Below are 16,716 nucleotides of genomic sequence, written 5' to 3' on the forward strand. Positions count from 1 at the left end.
CATCAACACCCCCGCATAAATTTAGCTTCAATTCTGAATTACTGCTTGATACCGGACAGCGCAATGCTTTCGATAATATAACGCTGCAGGAACATATACACGACGATAACCGGAATGAGGCTCGTAGTCGTTGCTGCCATAATGATGGATGGCTGCTGGTTAATTCCGTTGTTATACGTAAACATGGCCAATCCAATCTGGATCGTGTACTTGGCAGCCGATTTCAAGATCAGCAGCGGCCACAGCATATCGTTCCATACGCCTAAGAACAGCAGAATGACCATGGTGGCGATAATGGGCGTACACAGCGGCAAATAAACCCGGCTGAATACGGTGATTTCCTTGGCGCCATCCAGAACCGCAGCTTCCCTTAAACTGCTGGGTAATTGATCAAAGAATGCTTTGGCTAAAAAGGTACCGAACGCATAGTTCATCGCCGGCAAATAAAAAGCCAGATAGTTGTCGACCAGTCCGAGTTTACTGAACAGCAAATACTGCGGAATCATCGTCATTTCGAATGGAATCATCATTGTGCTTAGCGCTAGTAGCAGGACAAAGTTTGCTCCTTTGAAGCGGAGCTTGGATAAGGCATAACCCGATAAGAGTGCGGACAACGAGCTGATGATAATGACCCCTGCGCTTACAAGCGTGGAGTTGCCGATATATCGAAACATATTAATGTTGGTGAACGCGGCTTCATATGTTCGGATCGAAGGCTCCTCCGGCCATATTTTCGGCGGGAATGAAATATTTAATCGTGCAGCCCAATCGAAGCTCGTGACCAGCATCCATAAAAATGGCACAATCATGATGAATGAACCTACCAACAGAACCAGCGTTAGTATCAGCTGTTGAAGTGTGATTCGTTTACGGCGCACAGGCTCCTTGGGCAAGGCTGAACTGCTCATAGTTACCCTCCTGTCTTCTGGAATAAGGTTCCCCTACGGACCCGGAAATGGATAATGGATTATGGCATTAGTCCAAACTGTCTTTGCGGCGGTTGAGCAGCATGAGGAACACGGTTAGGATGAGTATGATGACGAATAACAGATAAGATACGGCCGTGGCCAGCCCCATCTGCGATGAGAGGAACGCGTTTCGGTAAATATACAGCACCACGGTCATCAAGCTTCCACCGGGATTACCTGCGGTTCCACCGATTAACCATACATCCGTAAAGCGCTTCATTCCGCCGATGGTTCCCATGATAAGCATGAACACGAAGATCGGACGCAAGTATGGAATCGTAATATACCACCATTTCCGATAGGTGCCGGCCCCATCCACTTCGGCTGCCTCATAGAGATCCCGCGGGACGCTTTGCAAACCGGCCAGAAAAATAATGGTGTTATACCCAAGGGCGCCCCACAAGCTCATAAGCACGATACTGTAACGCGCCACTTCCGGGTTCGTGAACCAGCCGACAGGATCGATGCCAAACAAACCAATCACAAAGTTGATCAGCCCTTCCTTGGACGGAAAAAACAAGAAGGAGAACAACAGGCTTGTAGCAACGCCGGATACAACATTGGGCAGAAAATATACCGCTTTGAAAAAATTGCGTCCCAGATGCCATTTCAGATTATTAATCAGGCTCGCCAAAACAAACGATAGTGCGATTCCAAGCAGTACAGACCAAATCCCCATGACAAACGTATTTGAAAGCGCTTGCCAAAATAAGGAATCTTCTAATGCGTAACGGTAGTTGCTCAGGCCCACCCAGGTGCCGGATAAATTGAGCCCGGATGTCTGATGAAAACTCATAAACAGTGCGGCGAACATGGGATAAATGGCAAATACGATGACTCCGATGATCAGAGGGGCGCTGAATAGATAACCCATCCAGTCATTACGCGTAAATCTGAACTTTCGTTTAGACCATTTTCCATGTTCCGCAGTCCATTTCCCTTCTGGGGTGGATGACAAACCGATCCTCCTCCTTTCATTAATAGCCGGATCCCTTCCGGTAATCGGACAAGACGTTCATGTCCATTCTGTAAATGGTTATGTGGACGAATCCGGATTATGTGTTATTCTTTTTTTCACAGACATGAATGGAAGAACAACACCTTCAGTGATTCCTTTATCGGCAGTGTATGCAGCTGCCCACATCCGGGTGTATGCCTAGTTTTGAACCCTATATCGACGCACAAATAAAAGCACAGCCTATTTAAGGCTGTGCTTTATATATGCAAAGGGGCTTATACTTCGATAATGATGGGCAGAATCATCGGCCTTCTCTTGGTCTCGCTGTATATGAATTTGCCGACATGATCTTTCAAGGTCTGCTTGATCAGATTCCATTGGGTAGACCCGGTTTCCGTTAAATCCTTCATTGAAGACGTGACGATATCGTGGATTTGACCCATGAATTCCTCCGAGTCTTTCACGAAGATGAAACCTCTGGATATGAGCTCGGGCTTGGCCACGATCTGCTTTTCCGTTTTGCTGAGCGTGGTTACGATAATGAGCATCCCGTCGGAGGACAGCTGTCTACGGTCCCGCAAAACGATATTGCCTACGTTTCCGATCATCAATCCGTCCACCAGGCTGTTGCCTGAAGGGATTTTGGGACCTAAGGATGCCATGCCCTGCTGGATTTGTATCGTGTCGCCATTCTGGATGATGAACACATTTTCATTAGGGATCCCCACGGAATCCGCCAGCTGCCGGTGCTGATACAGCATTCGGAATTCACCATGAACAGGAATCAAATAGTCCGGTTTCATCAAGGTGAGCATTAATTTCAATTCTTCTTGGCTGCCATGACCGGATACGTGCATCCCTGAAGCTGAGCCGGACCCATAGATGACCTGGGCACCCAGCACATACAAATTATCGATCACATGAGCAAGGTTCCTTTCATTTCCCGGTATAGCTCCTGCAGCAATGATGACGGTATCGCCAGGTAAAATCTCGATATGGGGATGCTTGGAGTTGGCTAATCGCGATAATGCTGCCATGGGCTCGCCTTGACTCCCCGTGCATAGCACAGCGATTTTGTCTGATGGATAGCGCTCGCTGTCGCCTGCATCAATCAGTAAGTCATCGGGGATGTTTAAATAGCCATGTTCCTTGGAAACGGTAACGACATTGACCATGCTGCGGCCGAGCAGAATTAGTTTTCGTCCTGTTTCAGCGGCGGCATCGATGATCTGCTGAACACGGTTCACGTTGGAAGCAAACGTTGAGATGAATACCTGCTGTTTGGCCTGCGCAAATGCTTCCAGGATGTGTCCGCCAACGAGACGTTCCGAAGGTGTAAATCCCGGTCTCTCGGCGTTTGTGCTTTCGGACAATAACACCTTAACCCCCTGCTTGCCGATTTCAGCCATTCGATGCAGATCCGGATAAGGCCCCTTCACAGGAGACATGTCAAATTTAAAATCCCCTGTGTGGACAACATTGCCTTCCGGGGTCTGAAAAACGATGCCCACGCAGTCCGGGATGCTGTGGCTGGTCGAAAAGAAAGAGGCATGGATGGCACCCGCTTGAATGGTGGAATTTACATCGATCGTGTGAAGCTCGGATTCACGCAGAATGCGATGCTCTTTCAGCTTGATTTTAATCAGCTCCATCGTGAGCTTCGTCCCATATACAGGGATCGGGAGCTGCTTCAGTAAATAAGGTATCCCTCCGATATGGTCCTCATGTCCATGGGTGACGATAAGAGCTCTGACTTTATCCGCATGGTCCAGCAAATAGGTAAAGTCAGGCACAATCAAATCGATGCCGGGCAGGTTTTCGTCAGGAAATTTGGAGCCGCAATCAATGACCACGATATCTTGATCGTACTGAATGAAGTACATGTTTTTTCCAATTTCATTAACGCCGCCCAGAGCTGCGACCAGCAGTTTATGTTCAGCTATATTCATAACGATGACGCCTCCTTCTCTCTATCCACGAGTCCAATTCTTAGATGCTGTCGGTTCTCCTATATTATTGAAATTGTCACAAAACTTATGCACCCAGGTAAACAATGGCTCATGCAGCGTATGTGGTACGGAATACAGCAAAAAACCCGCCATCCGAGGCGGGCTATCCTTGTAATCTCGATATGCTGGTATGAATCCGGGTTTTAGGTTAAAAACCGAGCAGATTTTTAACCGTAAGGAATACGACGGGGATCAACAGCGCCGGCGTGAGATTCATGGTTTTGAAGTTCCGTATGCCCAAAATGTTTAAGCCTGAAGCAAATATTAAAATGGCGCCAATAATGGATATTTCGGTTAACAGCTCCGTCGTGATCAAGCCAGAGGCTGCGCCGGCTATAACGTACAATAACCCTTGCCAACAAAATGTGGCCACGGCAGATAAAACGATGCCAATGCCAAAGGTTGAAGCCAGTACAATTGACGTCACGCCATCCAGGATGGCATTGGTGAACAGATAGGTATGATTATTGTTCAAAGCGCTCTCGATCGGTCCGATAATAGACAGTGTTCCTATACAGAACAACAGAATGGCCGTTGATAATCCTTCAGCCAAATTTCCCTTGGTAAACCTCGAAACCGCTTTTTTAAATCCCTGCTCCAGATTCAGCTTCTCCCCGATAAGACCACCTATGGCGAGACTTACGATGAATAAGACGGGATAATGACTATCGGGCATATACTTCACGATCGAATGCACACCGAGTGCCATAACGGCCAAACCCATCGCCTGCATCAGGATGTCCTGATAGGTCTCGCTCATTCCCTTTTTAAATACATTTCCAATCGTGCTGCCTACAACAATGGTTGTTACGTTTACAATGGTTCCTATCACAGTCGTTCTCTCCTACTAATATGTTTTGATACAAAGAATAAACCCTCCAGCAGCTGGAGGGTCAATCGTTTATTTAGCGAGCATTTGAATTTCGGTTACGAATTGTGAGGGATCACCGGTAAGCCCATAATCAATGTACGTGATCTCAAGCGCATCCTCAATCAGGCTGTATCCTTTTTCCTCGATATAATCCAGGAGCTTTCTGTAATAAGGCGCTGCATCTTCGTGTGTCCCTCCAAACCGAATCGTGATGTAGGTGCCTTCCGGCCATCTCTTCTCTTCGACTTCGGAGCTGCTGCGCGCACTTTCCTGCTCGACAATCACAAAAATAGAATCGTATTCATCAAATTTGCTTTGCATTAAACGATCGATCGAGATCGATAATCCTACTTTGCCAAGGAAAATGGTGGACTTCATCTTCGTGCTGTTCTCCAATAATCGGATCGGCATATCCAGATTGTCGCTTTTATGTATGTTCTGTTTCAGCAACACCATCACTCTCTCGGGAAGCTCTACTTCCCGAATTTTGTAGAGTTCTTCCTTATTCGAGGCATCTTCAATCTGATCGATTCGGCTTTTAATCTTCGCCTGGATTCTTTGATATTCCTCAATTTTCTCCTCAGTTCTGCGCTGCTGCTCCTTGAGCAGGGTTAATATATGTTCAATCTCCCGATCATCCAGAAAAAGCTTAATGTCTTTTAAAGGAATGCCAAGCGCTTTGAGATACAGAATGGTGTTCAGCTGCTCGAATTGATCGACCGCATAATAACGGTAACTGGTCAGATGATCCACGGATGCCGGTTTAAATAAATCAATATCGTCGTAATACCGGAGGGTGCGAATATCGATCTGAAAAAGCTTGGATATTTCACCGATCGTAAACATATCATCTCTCCTCTCCTTAATAGCCTATACGCTTCGTTCAATTTGCACAATAAAATGATGGGATATGTCAACAAAATTACAATCCAATGTTTATCAGCTAGATTACGATCATCCTTCATTATACTGCGTGTGAATAAAACAAAAAGACCGCCGAACCATCGGCAGTCTTCTGAATCGTGCGCGAGCCGCGACTTACGGATGCTTCCCCTGTTTGTTAGGGGCTTTAACCGGCTTGTCGTCAACGCTAACAAAGATCGGATTGGAGTAAAACCACAGGTCGCTGTAGTTCCGTTTATTAATTTCCGCAAACCGCTGCTCGTTGTCTTCGATGTCCGTTTTTAGATCCATCAGTGGATCGCCATTGCTGGTTTCTCCAGTAACATTCACGCTAAGGTTAGTCCCTCTTAATCGGAAATATTGATCCTTCGTTGCTGTTGTCCGATACGTAATCACATTATATCCATCCCGATCGGTTTTCCAATCCTTGCTCGTAAACCGTTTAACCACTTTGGTCGAATCGTTGGTGCTCTTGCTGTAAGCGGCCGTACCTGGTTTCGCTTTACCGGTTACGTCGCCTGAGATCAAATCGACATGATCTACGGATACAGAATCACCGTTGTTGTTTTGGTCCGGGCTTTTGAATCGGATCGTTATTTCGATGGGGTTCCCTTTTTTCACTTGCAGGTTACTTCCCATCTCGGCCTGCTTGTTCCCATGACGAACGCGAAAATCCAGCGCGTTAATTAAATCGCCGTAAACGGAGAATGATTTACCCGAACGCATACCGTCCAATACGCTTTGCATATCTTTTCCGTTCACCCAAGTGTAGTTCTTCGCATATTGTCCCGGCCAATATCCACTGGAGTATAAACGGTTTTCACTGATCTCAAAATGAGAATCCGAGTTCGCAAAGTTCCAAAATTCGCGCCCTTCGCCAAGCAGCGCATCCCAGACGCCGCCAACCTTGGCAATCATGAAATCAGCACCGCCGTAGGTTCTGTTTTCCGGTGTGGCTAAATTTAGTCCGCCACGATCCGGTTCCATCTGATTCCCGGGCATGCCTTCCATTCCAAATACGACATCCGGCGCAATATTGTTGAAATCCCGTATATCCGCGATGGTGTACACGGTTTTTCTAGAAGGATGGTTGAGCAATGCATAACTGCTGTTCCCGTAGTTTTTCTGGAGCCAAGCCAGCGCTGTTCGGGCATCTTCGGGTGTAGTATAGGCCCGGCTGTCATGTTTGTTCCATTCGGCAACATCTTTGGGATCGAACATCGCTTCCTCGCGATCGGTGAACAGATACTCGAACTGACGAACTGCCTTCAGGCTCGATTCTGAACCGAAATTGCCTGCTATAATGCCGACTCCCACATGTTCATATGTAGGCATGTCCCACTCAACACCAGAAAAGATCATTTTGTTCTTGTATTTCCCTGCTTTCTGAAGCTGCTGGATCTTGGGGATTTGGTACTGAGCCATTCCCTTAGAGAACGGAATAGCTCCGCCGGCCAGAGGATTTCCCTCGTCGTCCCGTTTAGAAACTCTAAGATGGTCGGAGACCGCGATCCAATCCAAGTGATACTTTTCGAATCCGTTGTCCAGCAATTCCTGCAGCGATTGACTGGCATCATCGGATTGATACGTATGCGCGTGATACTCACCCGTCATCCATTTGCCGTTTCCTTCCGGCTTAAACCTCGCCCCGTCTTCCTTGGCATGAACAATCATGCCTTGCGAAAGAATGGACAAGCTGAGCGCCAAAACCATGATGGTTTTCTTCTTTAGCTGCATTTCATGGCACCTCCGAGTTGTTATCATTCATCAAACTTCTCAAGTGTAAGCCCTCATGATTAAGAGAATGTCATCGTAAATCGTTGAATTTGTAAGAATGAAGCTCCCCTACCTATGTCCGATAGAAAAAGCAACCGGCTTTGAAACTCGAAATACGCAAGTTTTTCGGTTAAAAGGTTACATATCATACATTATGTAAACTAAATTAATGAAATGACTACAACCTGAACTCGCTGTAGTCATTTTCAGAAATATCTTATAAGATTATATATCTTTGGATAAGGTTCGACGAACCAACTTGACCTGTCCGTTCATCCCTGAAGGCAAAGCAGACTTTCCATACAAATTCTCCAGCGTATTGGCTGCACGGATGGTAAAGTGATTGTTCCCCTGCTCAACATATGGCGTGATGTTCCAGTGATAAGGCGGCCACAACCGGATCCCTGCCTCCATATCATTCACGTATAAACAAGCCGTCTCTCTGATATCTTCTGCTTCCAGCCATAATTCCTCATCTGGAGCCAAGTTAAGTTGAGTTAGATCCACTTGCTGTGAGTACTCTCCCGCTCCCGCATAATAAGGATAGCCGGCAGATGACCAACAACCAAACGCATGTTCGCGACCCGCATTTAGCCTCATCTGATCCTCTATAACAAAGGGTCCGATCAAAAATGCAGGGAATGAAATCGCCGGCATCGGCTCCAGCAATGAAACCGTCAGAATCTCAAGTTCGTTCTCGCCTGCTAACAAATGAGAGGTGACATCCACGCTGGCATAGTGTTGATCCTGCCAATTTGAGGGCTGCAGCGCATTCTGCCTTACGCCATTCACGAAGATTTCAAGATTGCGCCTACGCTGCAGAAAGCCGATATGGGATGGTATTTTCTGCTCCACATCGTCCAGAATTAACTCGATCTTCGGTGATGGGTTGATATTGGATTGATCGGGAAGCCCCCTATCGCTCGGTGATTGCAATCGTTCGATCAATTCCTGCGTCATGGTAAACGTTGTACGATACGTGTTCACTTGCCCAGGCATCGTTGCGTTCATCCTGGACTTTCGGTCATTCAGCGTGACCTGCCATTGGTCCAGTAATAAAACGTTGGGTTCAAGGGTCTGAAAACGCCACATATCTTCAAGAACGATTACATCCTTGGATTTTCGATCCGAATCGAACGTTTGTTCTTTTTCGCCGATTGGGCCTTGCTCCGGTACAAGCGAGAGAACTCGCAGCTCTCCGGGAGCATAGGTAAGAACGGAATCGCTGGTTAACCGGCGTATGTTCCCGCTTTCCAAGTCCCATTCTTCAATACGGTGCTTCGCCTCTCTTGCATCAAGCTTCAAGGAAACAGGCTTCTCCGACCAGTTCATCAGCCACACAAATACTTGATTATCGAACACACGTTCTACACTGATTAAATCCTCATGTTGACCTTCGATCAACTTCCATCGTAAAACAGGAGACTTCCTTAATAACCCGCCTAAACGTTCACACAACGAATCCAATGAATCGCGATCCTCCAGGGAATAAAACAGACTATAACCCTTGCCAATGGGTCGTAACGCATCATGCTGCGGAGTCGAACCAAATAGCGCATGCACATGCTTCGCCAGTTCCGGATCATGATGCAAAGACTCGCTATGCCGCGGGATCGCTCCTACAGCCACGAGAGTACCGCCTTGCTTCACATAAGAAACGAGTTGTGCGGCAATGTCCTTCGACATGACCTCAATCTCCGGCATAATCAAAACCGAATATACGTTCCCACCCTCGCTAAATCGAACCCCTTCCCCATCCATAAGGGTGGCTTCGCGAAGCTGACATTCATCTACATAGTCGTAATCAATGGATCTGCGAAGCAAACGATCCGACAGGAGCGAGAACATAGCATCAGAAGAGGGATGTCTATTCGATTGACCGGATTCGAACATATTTTCGTATACCGTCTGAATAGGTGACAGCAGAAGAACCTCCGGTGTACGTTTACCGGACGCGCCGAGCAGACTCAGTCGCCCGATATAATCGGCAAAAGCACGATAATGCGGCCAATGCGGCGCGTGTTTGAATTCCGTCGGCGGAAAATCGGTCTTCCGATACCCGGCAAACGAATAATAGAACGCATGCGGGATAAACAGATTAACGCCCAGGAATGCCATGAAATTCGCATCCAGTCGCCGTTGACGCATGGAATAGCCGTGACCACTTGCCCCAAACGATTCGCAGATTACCCGTTCCTTGCTGTTCAGCAGCGCGACAGAAGCTGCCGTCTTCACGGACACTATCCGATGGGGATTCTCCTTCGTACCGATTCCGGGCGTTAGATAATCCACGCCTGCGTAGTGAAACTGCTGCAGTACCCGGGTCTGATTGCCTTGCGATCTGGCCTGTCCCCAGACCGGCTCTTCAAGCGTATGACCGATGTACAGGAGTCCATGCTCTTCACACCATGTACGAATCGCCTGATGATAACCCTCAACATACCAGCGCGTTATCGTATCATAATATTGCTGTTTCGTTGATCGGCCGCCATCAGCCATGTTGTATAACAATGCGCCTAACCGTGGGATGAGATCATAACCATTCTCTTGGCGATACCGCTGTGCCATGCCCTGTGTCCAAGCAAAGACCATGCCCGGCAGGGTAGCGGTCACATCGTGAACGGTCGTACGGATCGCTTCCACGCCAAAGAAACCATCGTGGATCATGAGCCCGGGTTCGTCGGTGAAAACACCTTGAATCGTTGCGCCAAAGTATTTCTGTAAGGACTGAAACGGATCATAGGACATTCGGATAAAAGCCTGGACGGCTTCCGGATTCAACGTATCCAAGTAGTACCCTTGGGCAAACGTGATGCCTTCCGCGATCTCACAGGACCAGCAGGCCAGCACGATATAAGAATCCTCCGTTGTCGGCGTCCAATCTCCTCCCCATGCATGCGTGAGATCCTCGGGATCATCATAGAGCAGCCATTCCCCGTCCTGCTCCACAGCGCGATAAGCCAGAATGACTATAAGCTCATTATGATCATAGCGTGCAAAGTCCAGCTTCAAGCCTTGCTGCTGTCCGTCGTGCGTATATCTTTTCTCTTCGACCCTTAAGTATCGCATACGATATTCCGGATGCCGACGGGTCAGCTTGCCGCCCAGCGTTCCGCTTGGCCAATTGTCCTCATCGTACAGCCAGACGACCATGCTGCGCTTCTCGCACTCCAGGGTACAGAACTCCAACGCTTCCATAAATGCCGGTGACAGGTACGAGGTTTGCATCCCATGACGAGCATGCAGAACAACACCGCCGACACCCGCTTCATACATCGATTGTATCTGGCTTTCCAGCTCCGGCTTCGTGAGCTCATGATTCAGGAACCAGAACGGCTGCGGGCGATACGTGGCATCCGGATTCTCGAATTGCACCTTCAGCTGCGTTAGCTCCTGCTTTAGATCCTTATGGGCTACTTCGTCCTGAACATTAACGTTATTCACACTGCATCACCTGTCTTTTCACGAATTTAATCCAGACCGGGACATCAGCAATTGGATGAAAAACCCACCGACAACGGAGCGGTTCTGGAAATTCATTTGCTTGCCGCTCATCGTGTCATACCAATCGGTCACCGGAACGCGAGCAGAGGTTTCATTCATGAAATCCCATAAGGGCGCAATCATGGCTTCGAATTGGGATTGCGTAGCACTCATAGAGGCACACCATACCAGCCAATCCGCTTTTGTATACGTATCGCGGCTATCCAGCGGAAGACCGTATCGATTCTGTTTATGTTTATAATATTCCAGCTCTTGGGCTGCAACTTCTTTTGGAAACAGGTTTAATCCCAGCAGGCGATCCCATACCAGATTATATTTCATGCTCCAGGAATCATTGGCACTGTCGAACGTAAGCTTATAATGGTCTCCTGCATCGGCCATGGATATCCATTCATTCGCCATGTTTCGAGCGGCTGCAAGATAAGTGGCTCCTTCCTGCAAGCCCAGTTGGTCGCACATGTACGAATACGCTGCAATGCCCAAGATCGCTTTAATGGACAAATTCGCATTATGCGCCAAATGTCCGGCGAAATCATCCGTGCACAGCTGATTATCCGGATCGAGCCCATGCTGCAGTAAATACCCCGCCCATGCGGTAAGAGGTTCCCAGTGTTCCCGGGCAAAATCCGTATCTCCTTCATATTTGCATACCGCGGCAGCCATCAAGAGCATATTCCCGCATTCCTCAATCGGCATCTGGTATTCCAGTTTATTCTCGCCATACACCTGACCGTTGGCTTTGGGGTACGTTCCCACGTCATGAGGCGCAAAATCGAACGGCCAATCAGGGCTTGTGGCATATTTATAAATCGGACGCATCATGCCCTTGACCAGTTCAGGATTGTATCTTAAGAACAATGGAATCGACGGGTAACTGACATCGACCGTAGCGATGCATCCGTTACTGAAATTCTCCTTGGAAAAAAACAACACGCGTCCCGCTTCATCGGCAACCAATTTATGCGCGGCAATTGCCTGTCGATAGGTCAACGCCAAGATATCCCGGTACTTTTCGCCGCCTGCGGCAAGACTCTCGGCCATGAGCTGACGATTGAAGCTCTCGCATTGCTGCATGATGTCTTCATATTGGTCGGCTGACTGCAACAGCATGTCATGGAACGTCGTTCCGTTTCGCTTCCAGTAAGCATCCAGCGGCTGGTTAAAATACTCGATAGCATGAATATCGTCATAAGCAAGCATCAGATACTCGGATACCCATTCTTCCCGGACCGGACCCAATTCGATTTCAGCGGCCATAACGGGAACGTTATCGGATACCGGTCGCGGCTTCTGATGATCATCTTCCGACGGTAATTGACCGGTTCGTACATATGATTCACGGCTTGTCACAGCATGAATCACCGTCTGGACACGTTCCGTACGGGGGACCGCCAAAACCATGTACCCCCAATCGATCCTCGTATCGTCTCCGGCAAGCTGTAGAATGGGCTGTTCCACAGTGCCCATCGACATCATATTCAAGCGTCCATCGATTAGGCGATGCTCCCAGGTCACTTGCTGATCCGGTGTATGCACGCACCACTCGCCTGTGACATCGAAATAGATCTTAACATCATGGGCACCCCCATCCATCGAACGAACCTGTACCGTCACATACGTGACGGGCCGGGATAACAGATCAAGATGATCCAGCAACAAAGGCGTGGTGAACTCAACCTGAAGCTCAATGCCTTTCCCCTGAAACGTATAACGGGTGGTTAGCGGCTCAACTGTCAAATCGATTTGCTCAAGCGCTTCAGGCTCAAGTCGTTCTGACGCATCCTGCGTGATAACTTTTCCCATGAATCTTCGCGGGGCGCCATCAATGATGGCTAGTCCCGTCATGCCCTGAATCTTGTTCGTCCAATGCCGGGTATGATCATCGTAGAGATGATTTGCAGCGGACCACACGCTAAAATATGGATCCACGGTGACCAGGGGTACGGATGGAGGTCTGAATTTCGTTGTCATCTGACTTCAACTCCTTTATTCTTCTTTATTCTGGATAATGCCTTTCATATCCTTGCGATTTGGAAACAAAAGTGAGAAGAGCGCAAAAGGCTTCGCCCCCTTGATTGCCAAGGTGCTGCGAAGCCTTTCGTATTACCGGGCTCCCTTGATGATGGACGTCATCAGTTCGGCATCTGAACGGTTACCACGTCTTTCCCCTTCAGATTTTCGTTCGTGAACTGCATCGCCTTATCGTATCCGGTCTTGCGGAGCTGTTCGCGCAGTTCGTTGATAATGCTCATGGCGGCTTCATCCGATTTGGCAAAAACCGCTTCCTTCCAGGCATCGCCCATCCGATCCATCGATGGCTTCAGCATTTCCCATTCCGGCGCTTTCGTGATGACATCGCCCGGGTTATAGGCGGTAATCACGTGAATGCCGTTCGGTCGGAGGATTTTGCGTGCGTTCTCCATGGCGTCCAGCCGTTCCTGTTCAGCCCAGATGTCTCCGCCAGCAACCGAATTGATCCGGTCAAGACCCGTCAGCGACTCCAGGCCAATGCTGATGCCTTCGTTCTTGCGCAGCTTCATGTTGGTGTCCGTGCTGAATTTGTCAAACCATTCTTGATTGGCAACCGGCTTGCCGTCTTTCATGTCCCAGTGAACGCCCTGCACTCCGTATCTTGCCAGCATGAACCCTTCGTCCGAGGCCATGAAATCCAGGAATTTCAGCGCTGCGTCGACGCAAGCGCCTTTACAGTTCTTCGTGATCGCCGTCACGTTGTTGCCCTGAATTCCGAGATCAACAGGCCTGTCCGGCTCGACGTCAGCGCGCTCCAATGGGCCGAGAGGAATGTAGTCGCTGCCCGGATGCGAGGAGACATACTCCTTGGAAGCATCCAGAATGGCCGGATAGTGCGCGGCAAGGATAGCGATGCGGCCCTGATTGATTTTTTCCTTGGCGATCGGGTCCGTCTGGGTGAAGGTTTCCGGATCCAGCAGCCCTTCTTCAACCAGCTTCCGGTAGAACAGCGTGTACTCTTCATAACCCTTCGTGAAGAAGTTATGTTCAACCGTGCCGTCACCTTTATCTACATAACTTGCACCCGGGTAGAACATAGTGTTGCCGATGCCAACGGCCCAGCCGTTACTGAAACCGCCCAGCGGAAAGACCGGCTGGCCGTTCTCTTGCAGATTGGCATCTTTGATTTTTTTGAGGAAGTTATAGAAATCGTCCTTCGTGACAACGGATTGCGGATCGACGCCGACTTTCTCGGCAATGTCTTTGCGCACATAGAAGCCATAGAGCCAATCCATACCGTCTTCGTTCGTGGCCGGCTGATTTTGCAGCAGCAAATATTTTTTGCCGTCGTAAGCATCAATCGCTTTCTCATATAATGCCGGCGGCACATTTTCTTCCGCAATGGATTTGGACAGGTTCGGATAATCCTTCAGCTTGTCCGATATGTCCACCAATTGTCCCTCGTTGGCAGCCTTAATGATGCCATCCAGTTCCCCGCCCCAGGCAGGTCCGGTATAGATATCCGGCAAATCCTGCGTGGCGAAGATCTGGTTGACCTTCTCCGTCTCGCTGCCCTTGGTATATTCCCACTCCAGGGTAACGCCCGTCTTCTCTTTGATGACTTCCTCCACCGGTGTCATGGCATCGGAACCGTTTGAGCCATTCCAATTGTGTAATATTTTGAGTTTGTATGAATTCTCTCCTTCTGCCCCTTCTCCGTTATCTCCGTTCCCTGATGAATTCGTGCAGCTGATCAGCAAACCTCCAACCATGATGGACACGAGCAATGCGGATACGCCTTTCGACCAAACCCTCTTCAAACCAATCGCCTCCTGGAATATGGATATCAATGATCTTGGTAAAGCTTTGGACAAATTCCGGGTCAGGATGACCTAACCTTTAACCGAACCGATCATAACCCCCTTTACGAAATATCGCTGCAGGAACGGATAAATGCACAAGATCGGGAAGACCGTAATGACAAGCAAGGCCATCCGGAGCGATTCCGGAGTTGCGCCAGCACCGCTGGTTCCACCAACCGTCTGCCCTCCCTGCTGCGCGGCCCGCTGCATGGAATTGGACAGTGCTTCAGCTTCCGTCAGCATTTCTTGCAACAGGGTCTGCACGGGTATCAAATCTTTGTTGGATACGTAGTACGCCCCCGAGAACCAATCATTCCAATGGGCCACTCCAATAAACAGGGAGATGGTGGCCAGCACCGGTCCCGAAAGCGGAAGTATGATCCGAACGAAGATTTGAAAATCGCCGTACCCGTCAATGCGGGCGGACTCTTCCAGCTCTTCGGGTATGCCTTGCAGAAAGGTCCGGATAATGACGATGTGCATGAAATTGAACAGCATCGGCAGAACATACACCCAGAAGCTGTTGATAAGATGCAGTTTTTGCAGCGTGATGAAGAACGGGATGAACCCGGCACTGAAAATCGTCGGCAAAAAGATGTAAAAGGTGAAAAAAGTGCGGCCTGGCAATGTTTTTTTGGAAAGCGCATAGGCCATGAGCGTACACAGCACAACATGAAGGAATGTACCCAGCACGGTGCGCATGAGCGTAATTTGGTACGCTTTCCAGATGCGGGCATTATCGAATACCTGGGCGTAGTTCTCCAGCGTGAATTTACGGGGCAAAAAATAGATCGCCCCCATCATGGAATCCTTCCCGTCATTAAGGGAATACGCCAAAATATAAATAAACGGATAGATCATGGAAAATCCAATGATGGCAAGAACGGTGTAATTGAACACCGAGAATAATGACCATTTACGTTTCATAACGTCACCTCCTTAGAACAGGGATACATCACTGACTTTGCGGGCGATTCGATTAACGGTCAGAACCAGAATGAGCCCGATGATGCTTTGGAACAGTCCGACCGCAGCGGCGTAACTGAGACGCCCTTCCCGGATACCGGAATTGATGGCATGCACGTCCAGCACGCTGCCCATACTGGCAGTCGCAGGACCATTCAGGAGAAGGAGCTGTTCATACCCGGCGCTCATCAGATTCCCCACGGCGAGAATGAACAATATGATGGCCACATTGCGGATACCTGGAAGTGTCACATGCCACATCTGCTTGAAACGTCCTGCGCCATCCATCTTGGCAGCTTCATAGAGCTGCTGATCGATACCCGCAATGGCGGCCATAAAAATAATGGAATTCCAGCCGATGTTCTTCCATATGTCCGACCCGACAATCATCTGGTAGAACCAGGTAGGGTTGTTCAGGAACTGGATCGATTCGGCTCCGAATGACCCCAGCAAGTCATTGACCGGACCCCCGTATGGAGTCAGTAAACGCTGCATGAGAGTAACAACCACGATCCACGATACGAAATAAGGTAAATAAGAAAGAGTCTGAATCGTCTTCTTGAATTTCATTTTCCGAACTTCATTTAACAGGAGCGCAAGCACGATCGGCATCGGAAATCCGATCAGCAGCTTCATGAGACTGATGATGACCGTGTTGCGAATGATGTCACCAGACTGATAGTAATTGAAGAATTGTTCAAAGTATTTAAATCCTGCCCAGGGACTCCCGGTGAATCCGCCAACGAAGGTATAGTCCCGGAAAGCAACTTGAATTCCGTATAAGGGCACGTAAGAGAATAGAAAAAACCAGACGATGCCTGGCAGCATGAACAAGTAAAAGAGCTTGTGCTGCCAGATTCGTTTCATGAATCGGTTGTTGGTTAATCGTGACTTGCTCACATTCCCACCTCTCCTTTCAGTGGGGCGG

The 16,716-nt window shown here is 48.7% G+C and carries 11 protein-coding genes; all 11 read right to left on the reverse strand.

Features of this window, described 5'->3' with window-relative positions:
- Positions 1-38: 38 nt before the first annotated feature.
- The 11 genes from ACETK5_RS12565 to ACETK5_RS12615 all read right to left on the reverse strand — a co-directional run bounded on the left by ACETK5_RS12565 (position 39) and on the right by ACETK5_RS12615 (position 16,688).
- A complete protein-coding gene (locus ACETK5_RS12565) occupies positions 39-908 on the reverse strand; it encodes a carbohydrate ABC transporter permease (RefSeq protein ID WP_071220686.1) in 870 nt (289 codons plus the stop codon).
- A gap of 67 nt (positions 909-975) precedes the next feature.
- A complete protein-coding gene (locus tag ACETK5_RS12570) occupies positions 976-1,926 on the reverse strand; it encodes a carbohydrate ABC transporter permease (protein WP_394055955.1) in 951 nt (316 codons plus the stop codon).
- 275 nt (positions 1,927-2,201) lie between these two features.
- Positions 2,202-3,875 (reverse strand): ribonuclease J, encoded by a 1,674-nt coding sequence (locus tag ACETK5_RS12575; protein WP_394055956.1) that lies wholly within the window; start codon positions 3,873-3,875, stop codon positions 2,202-2,204.
- 208 nt (positions 3,876-4,083) lie between these two features.
- Positions 4,084-4,767, reverse strand: coding sequence for a DUF554 domain-containing protein (locus ACETK5_RS12580; RefSeq protein WP_100537070.1), 684 nt, complete (start codon positions 4,765-4,767; stop codon positions 4,084-4,086).
- Between the two features lie 69 nt (positions 4,768-4,836).
- A complete protein-coding gene (locus ACETK5_RS12585; protein ID WP_326120595.1) occupies positions 4,837-5,652 on the reverse strand; it encodes a MerR family transcriptional regulator in 816 nt (271 codons plus the stop codon).
- Between the two features lie 192 nt (positions 5,653-5,844).
- Positions 5,845-7,446, reverse strand: coding sequence for a CehA/McbA family metallohydrolase domain-containing protein (locus ACETK5_RS12590; RefSeq protein ID WP_394055959.1), 1,602 nt, complete (start codon positions 7,444-7,446; stop codon positions 5,845-5,847).
- Positions 7,447-7,710: 264 nt separating this feature from the next.
- Positions 7,711-10,929 carry a glycosyl hydrolase gene (locus tag ACETK5_RS12595; RefSeq protein ID WP_394055961.1) on the reverse strand — a complete coding sequence of 1,073 codons (3,219 nt, stop codon included), beginning with the start codon at positions 10,927-10,929 and terminating at the stop codon, positions 7,711-7,713.
- Between the two features lie 18 nt (positions 10,930-10,947).
- A complete protein-coding gene (locus ACETK5_RS12600; RefSeq protein WP_394055963.1) occupies positions 10,948-12,960 on the reverse strand; it encodes a glutaminase family protein in 2,013 nt (670 codons plus the stop codon).
- A gap of 161 nt (positions 12,961-13,121) precedes the next feature.
- Positions 13,122-14,780 carry an extracellular solute-binding protein gene (locus ACETK5_RS12605; RefSeq protein ID WP_100537065.1) on the reverse strand — a complete coding sequence of 553 codons (1,659 nt, stop codon included), beginning with the start codon at positions 14,778-14,780 and terminating at the stop codon, positions 13,122-13,124.
- Between the two features lie 72 nt (positions 14,781-14,852).
- Positions 14,853-15,749, reverse strand: coding sequence for a carbohydrate ABC transporter permease (locus ACETK5_RS12610; RefSeq protein ID WP_100537064.1), 897 nt, complete (start codon positions 15,747-15,749; stop codon positions 14,853-14,855).
- 12 nt (positions 15,750-15,761) lie between these two features.
- The gene (locus tag ACETK5_RS12615) at positions 15,762-16,688 is read right to left on the reverse strand and encodes an ABC transporter permease (RefSeq protein WP_100537063.1); all 927 of its coding nucleotides are present in this window, start codon (positions 16,686-16,688) and stop codon (positions 15,762-15,764) included.
- Positions 16,689-16,716: the final 28 nt, after the last annotated feature.

The organism is Paenibacillus ilasis (assembly GCF_043195395.1).
GTDB classification, from domain to species: Bacteria; Bacillota; Bacilli; order Paenibacillales; family Paenibacillaceae; genus Paenibacillus_AQ; species Paenibacillus_AQ lautus.

Coding starts and splice junctions, on each gene's coding strand:
- ACETK5_RS12565 (WP_071220686.1), bottom strand. CDS start 908: ATGAGCAGTTCAGCCTTGCCCAAGGAGCCTGTGCGCCGTAAACGAATC.
- ACETK5_RS12575 (WP_394055956.1), bottom strand. CDS start 3,875: ATGAATATAGCTGAACATAAACTGCTGGTCGCAGCTCTGGGCGGCGTT.
- ACETK5_RS12585 (WP_326120595.1), bottom strand. CDS start 5,652: ATGTTTACGATCGGTGAAATATCCAAGCTTTTTCAGATCGATATTCGC.
- ACETK5_RS12590 (WP_394055959.1), bottom strand. CDS start 7,446: ATGCAGCTAAAGAAGAAAACCATCATGGTTTTGGCGCTCAGCTTGTCC.
- ACETK5_RS12600 (WP_394055963.1), bottom strand. CDS start 12,960: ATGACAACGAAATTCAGACCTCCATCCGTACCCCTGGTCACCGTGGAT.
- ACETK5_RS12610 (WP_100537064.1), bottom strand. CDS start 15,749: ATGAAACGTAAATGGTCATTATTCTCGGTGTTCAATTACACCGTTCTT.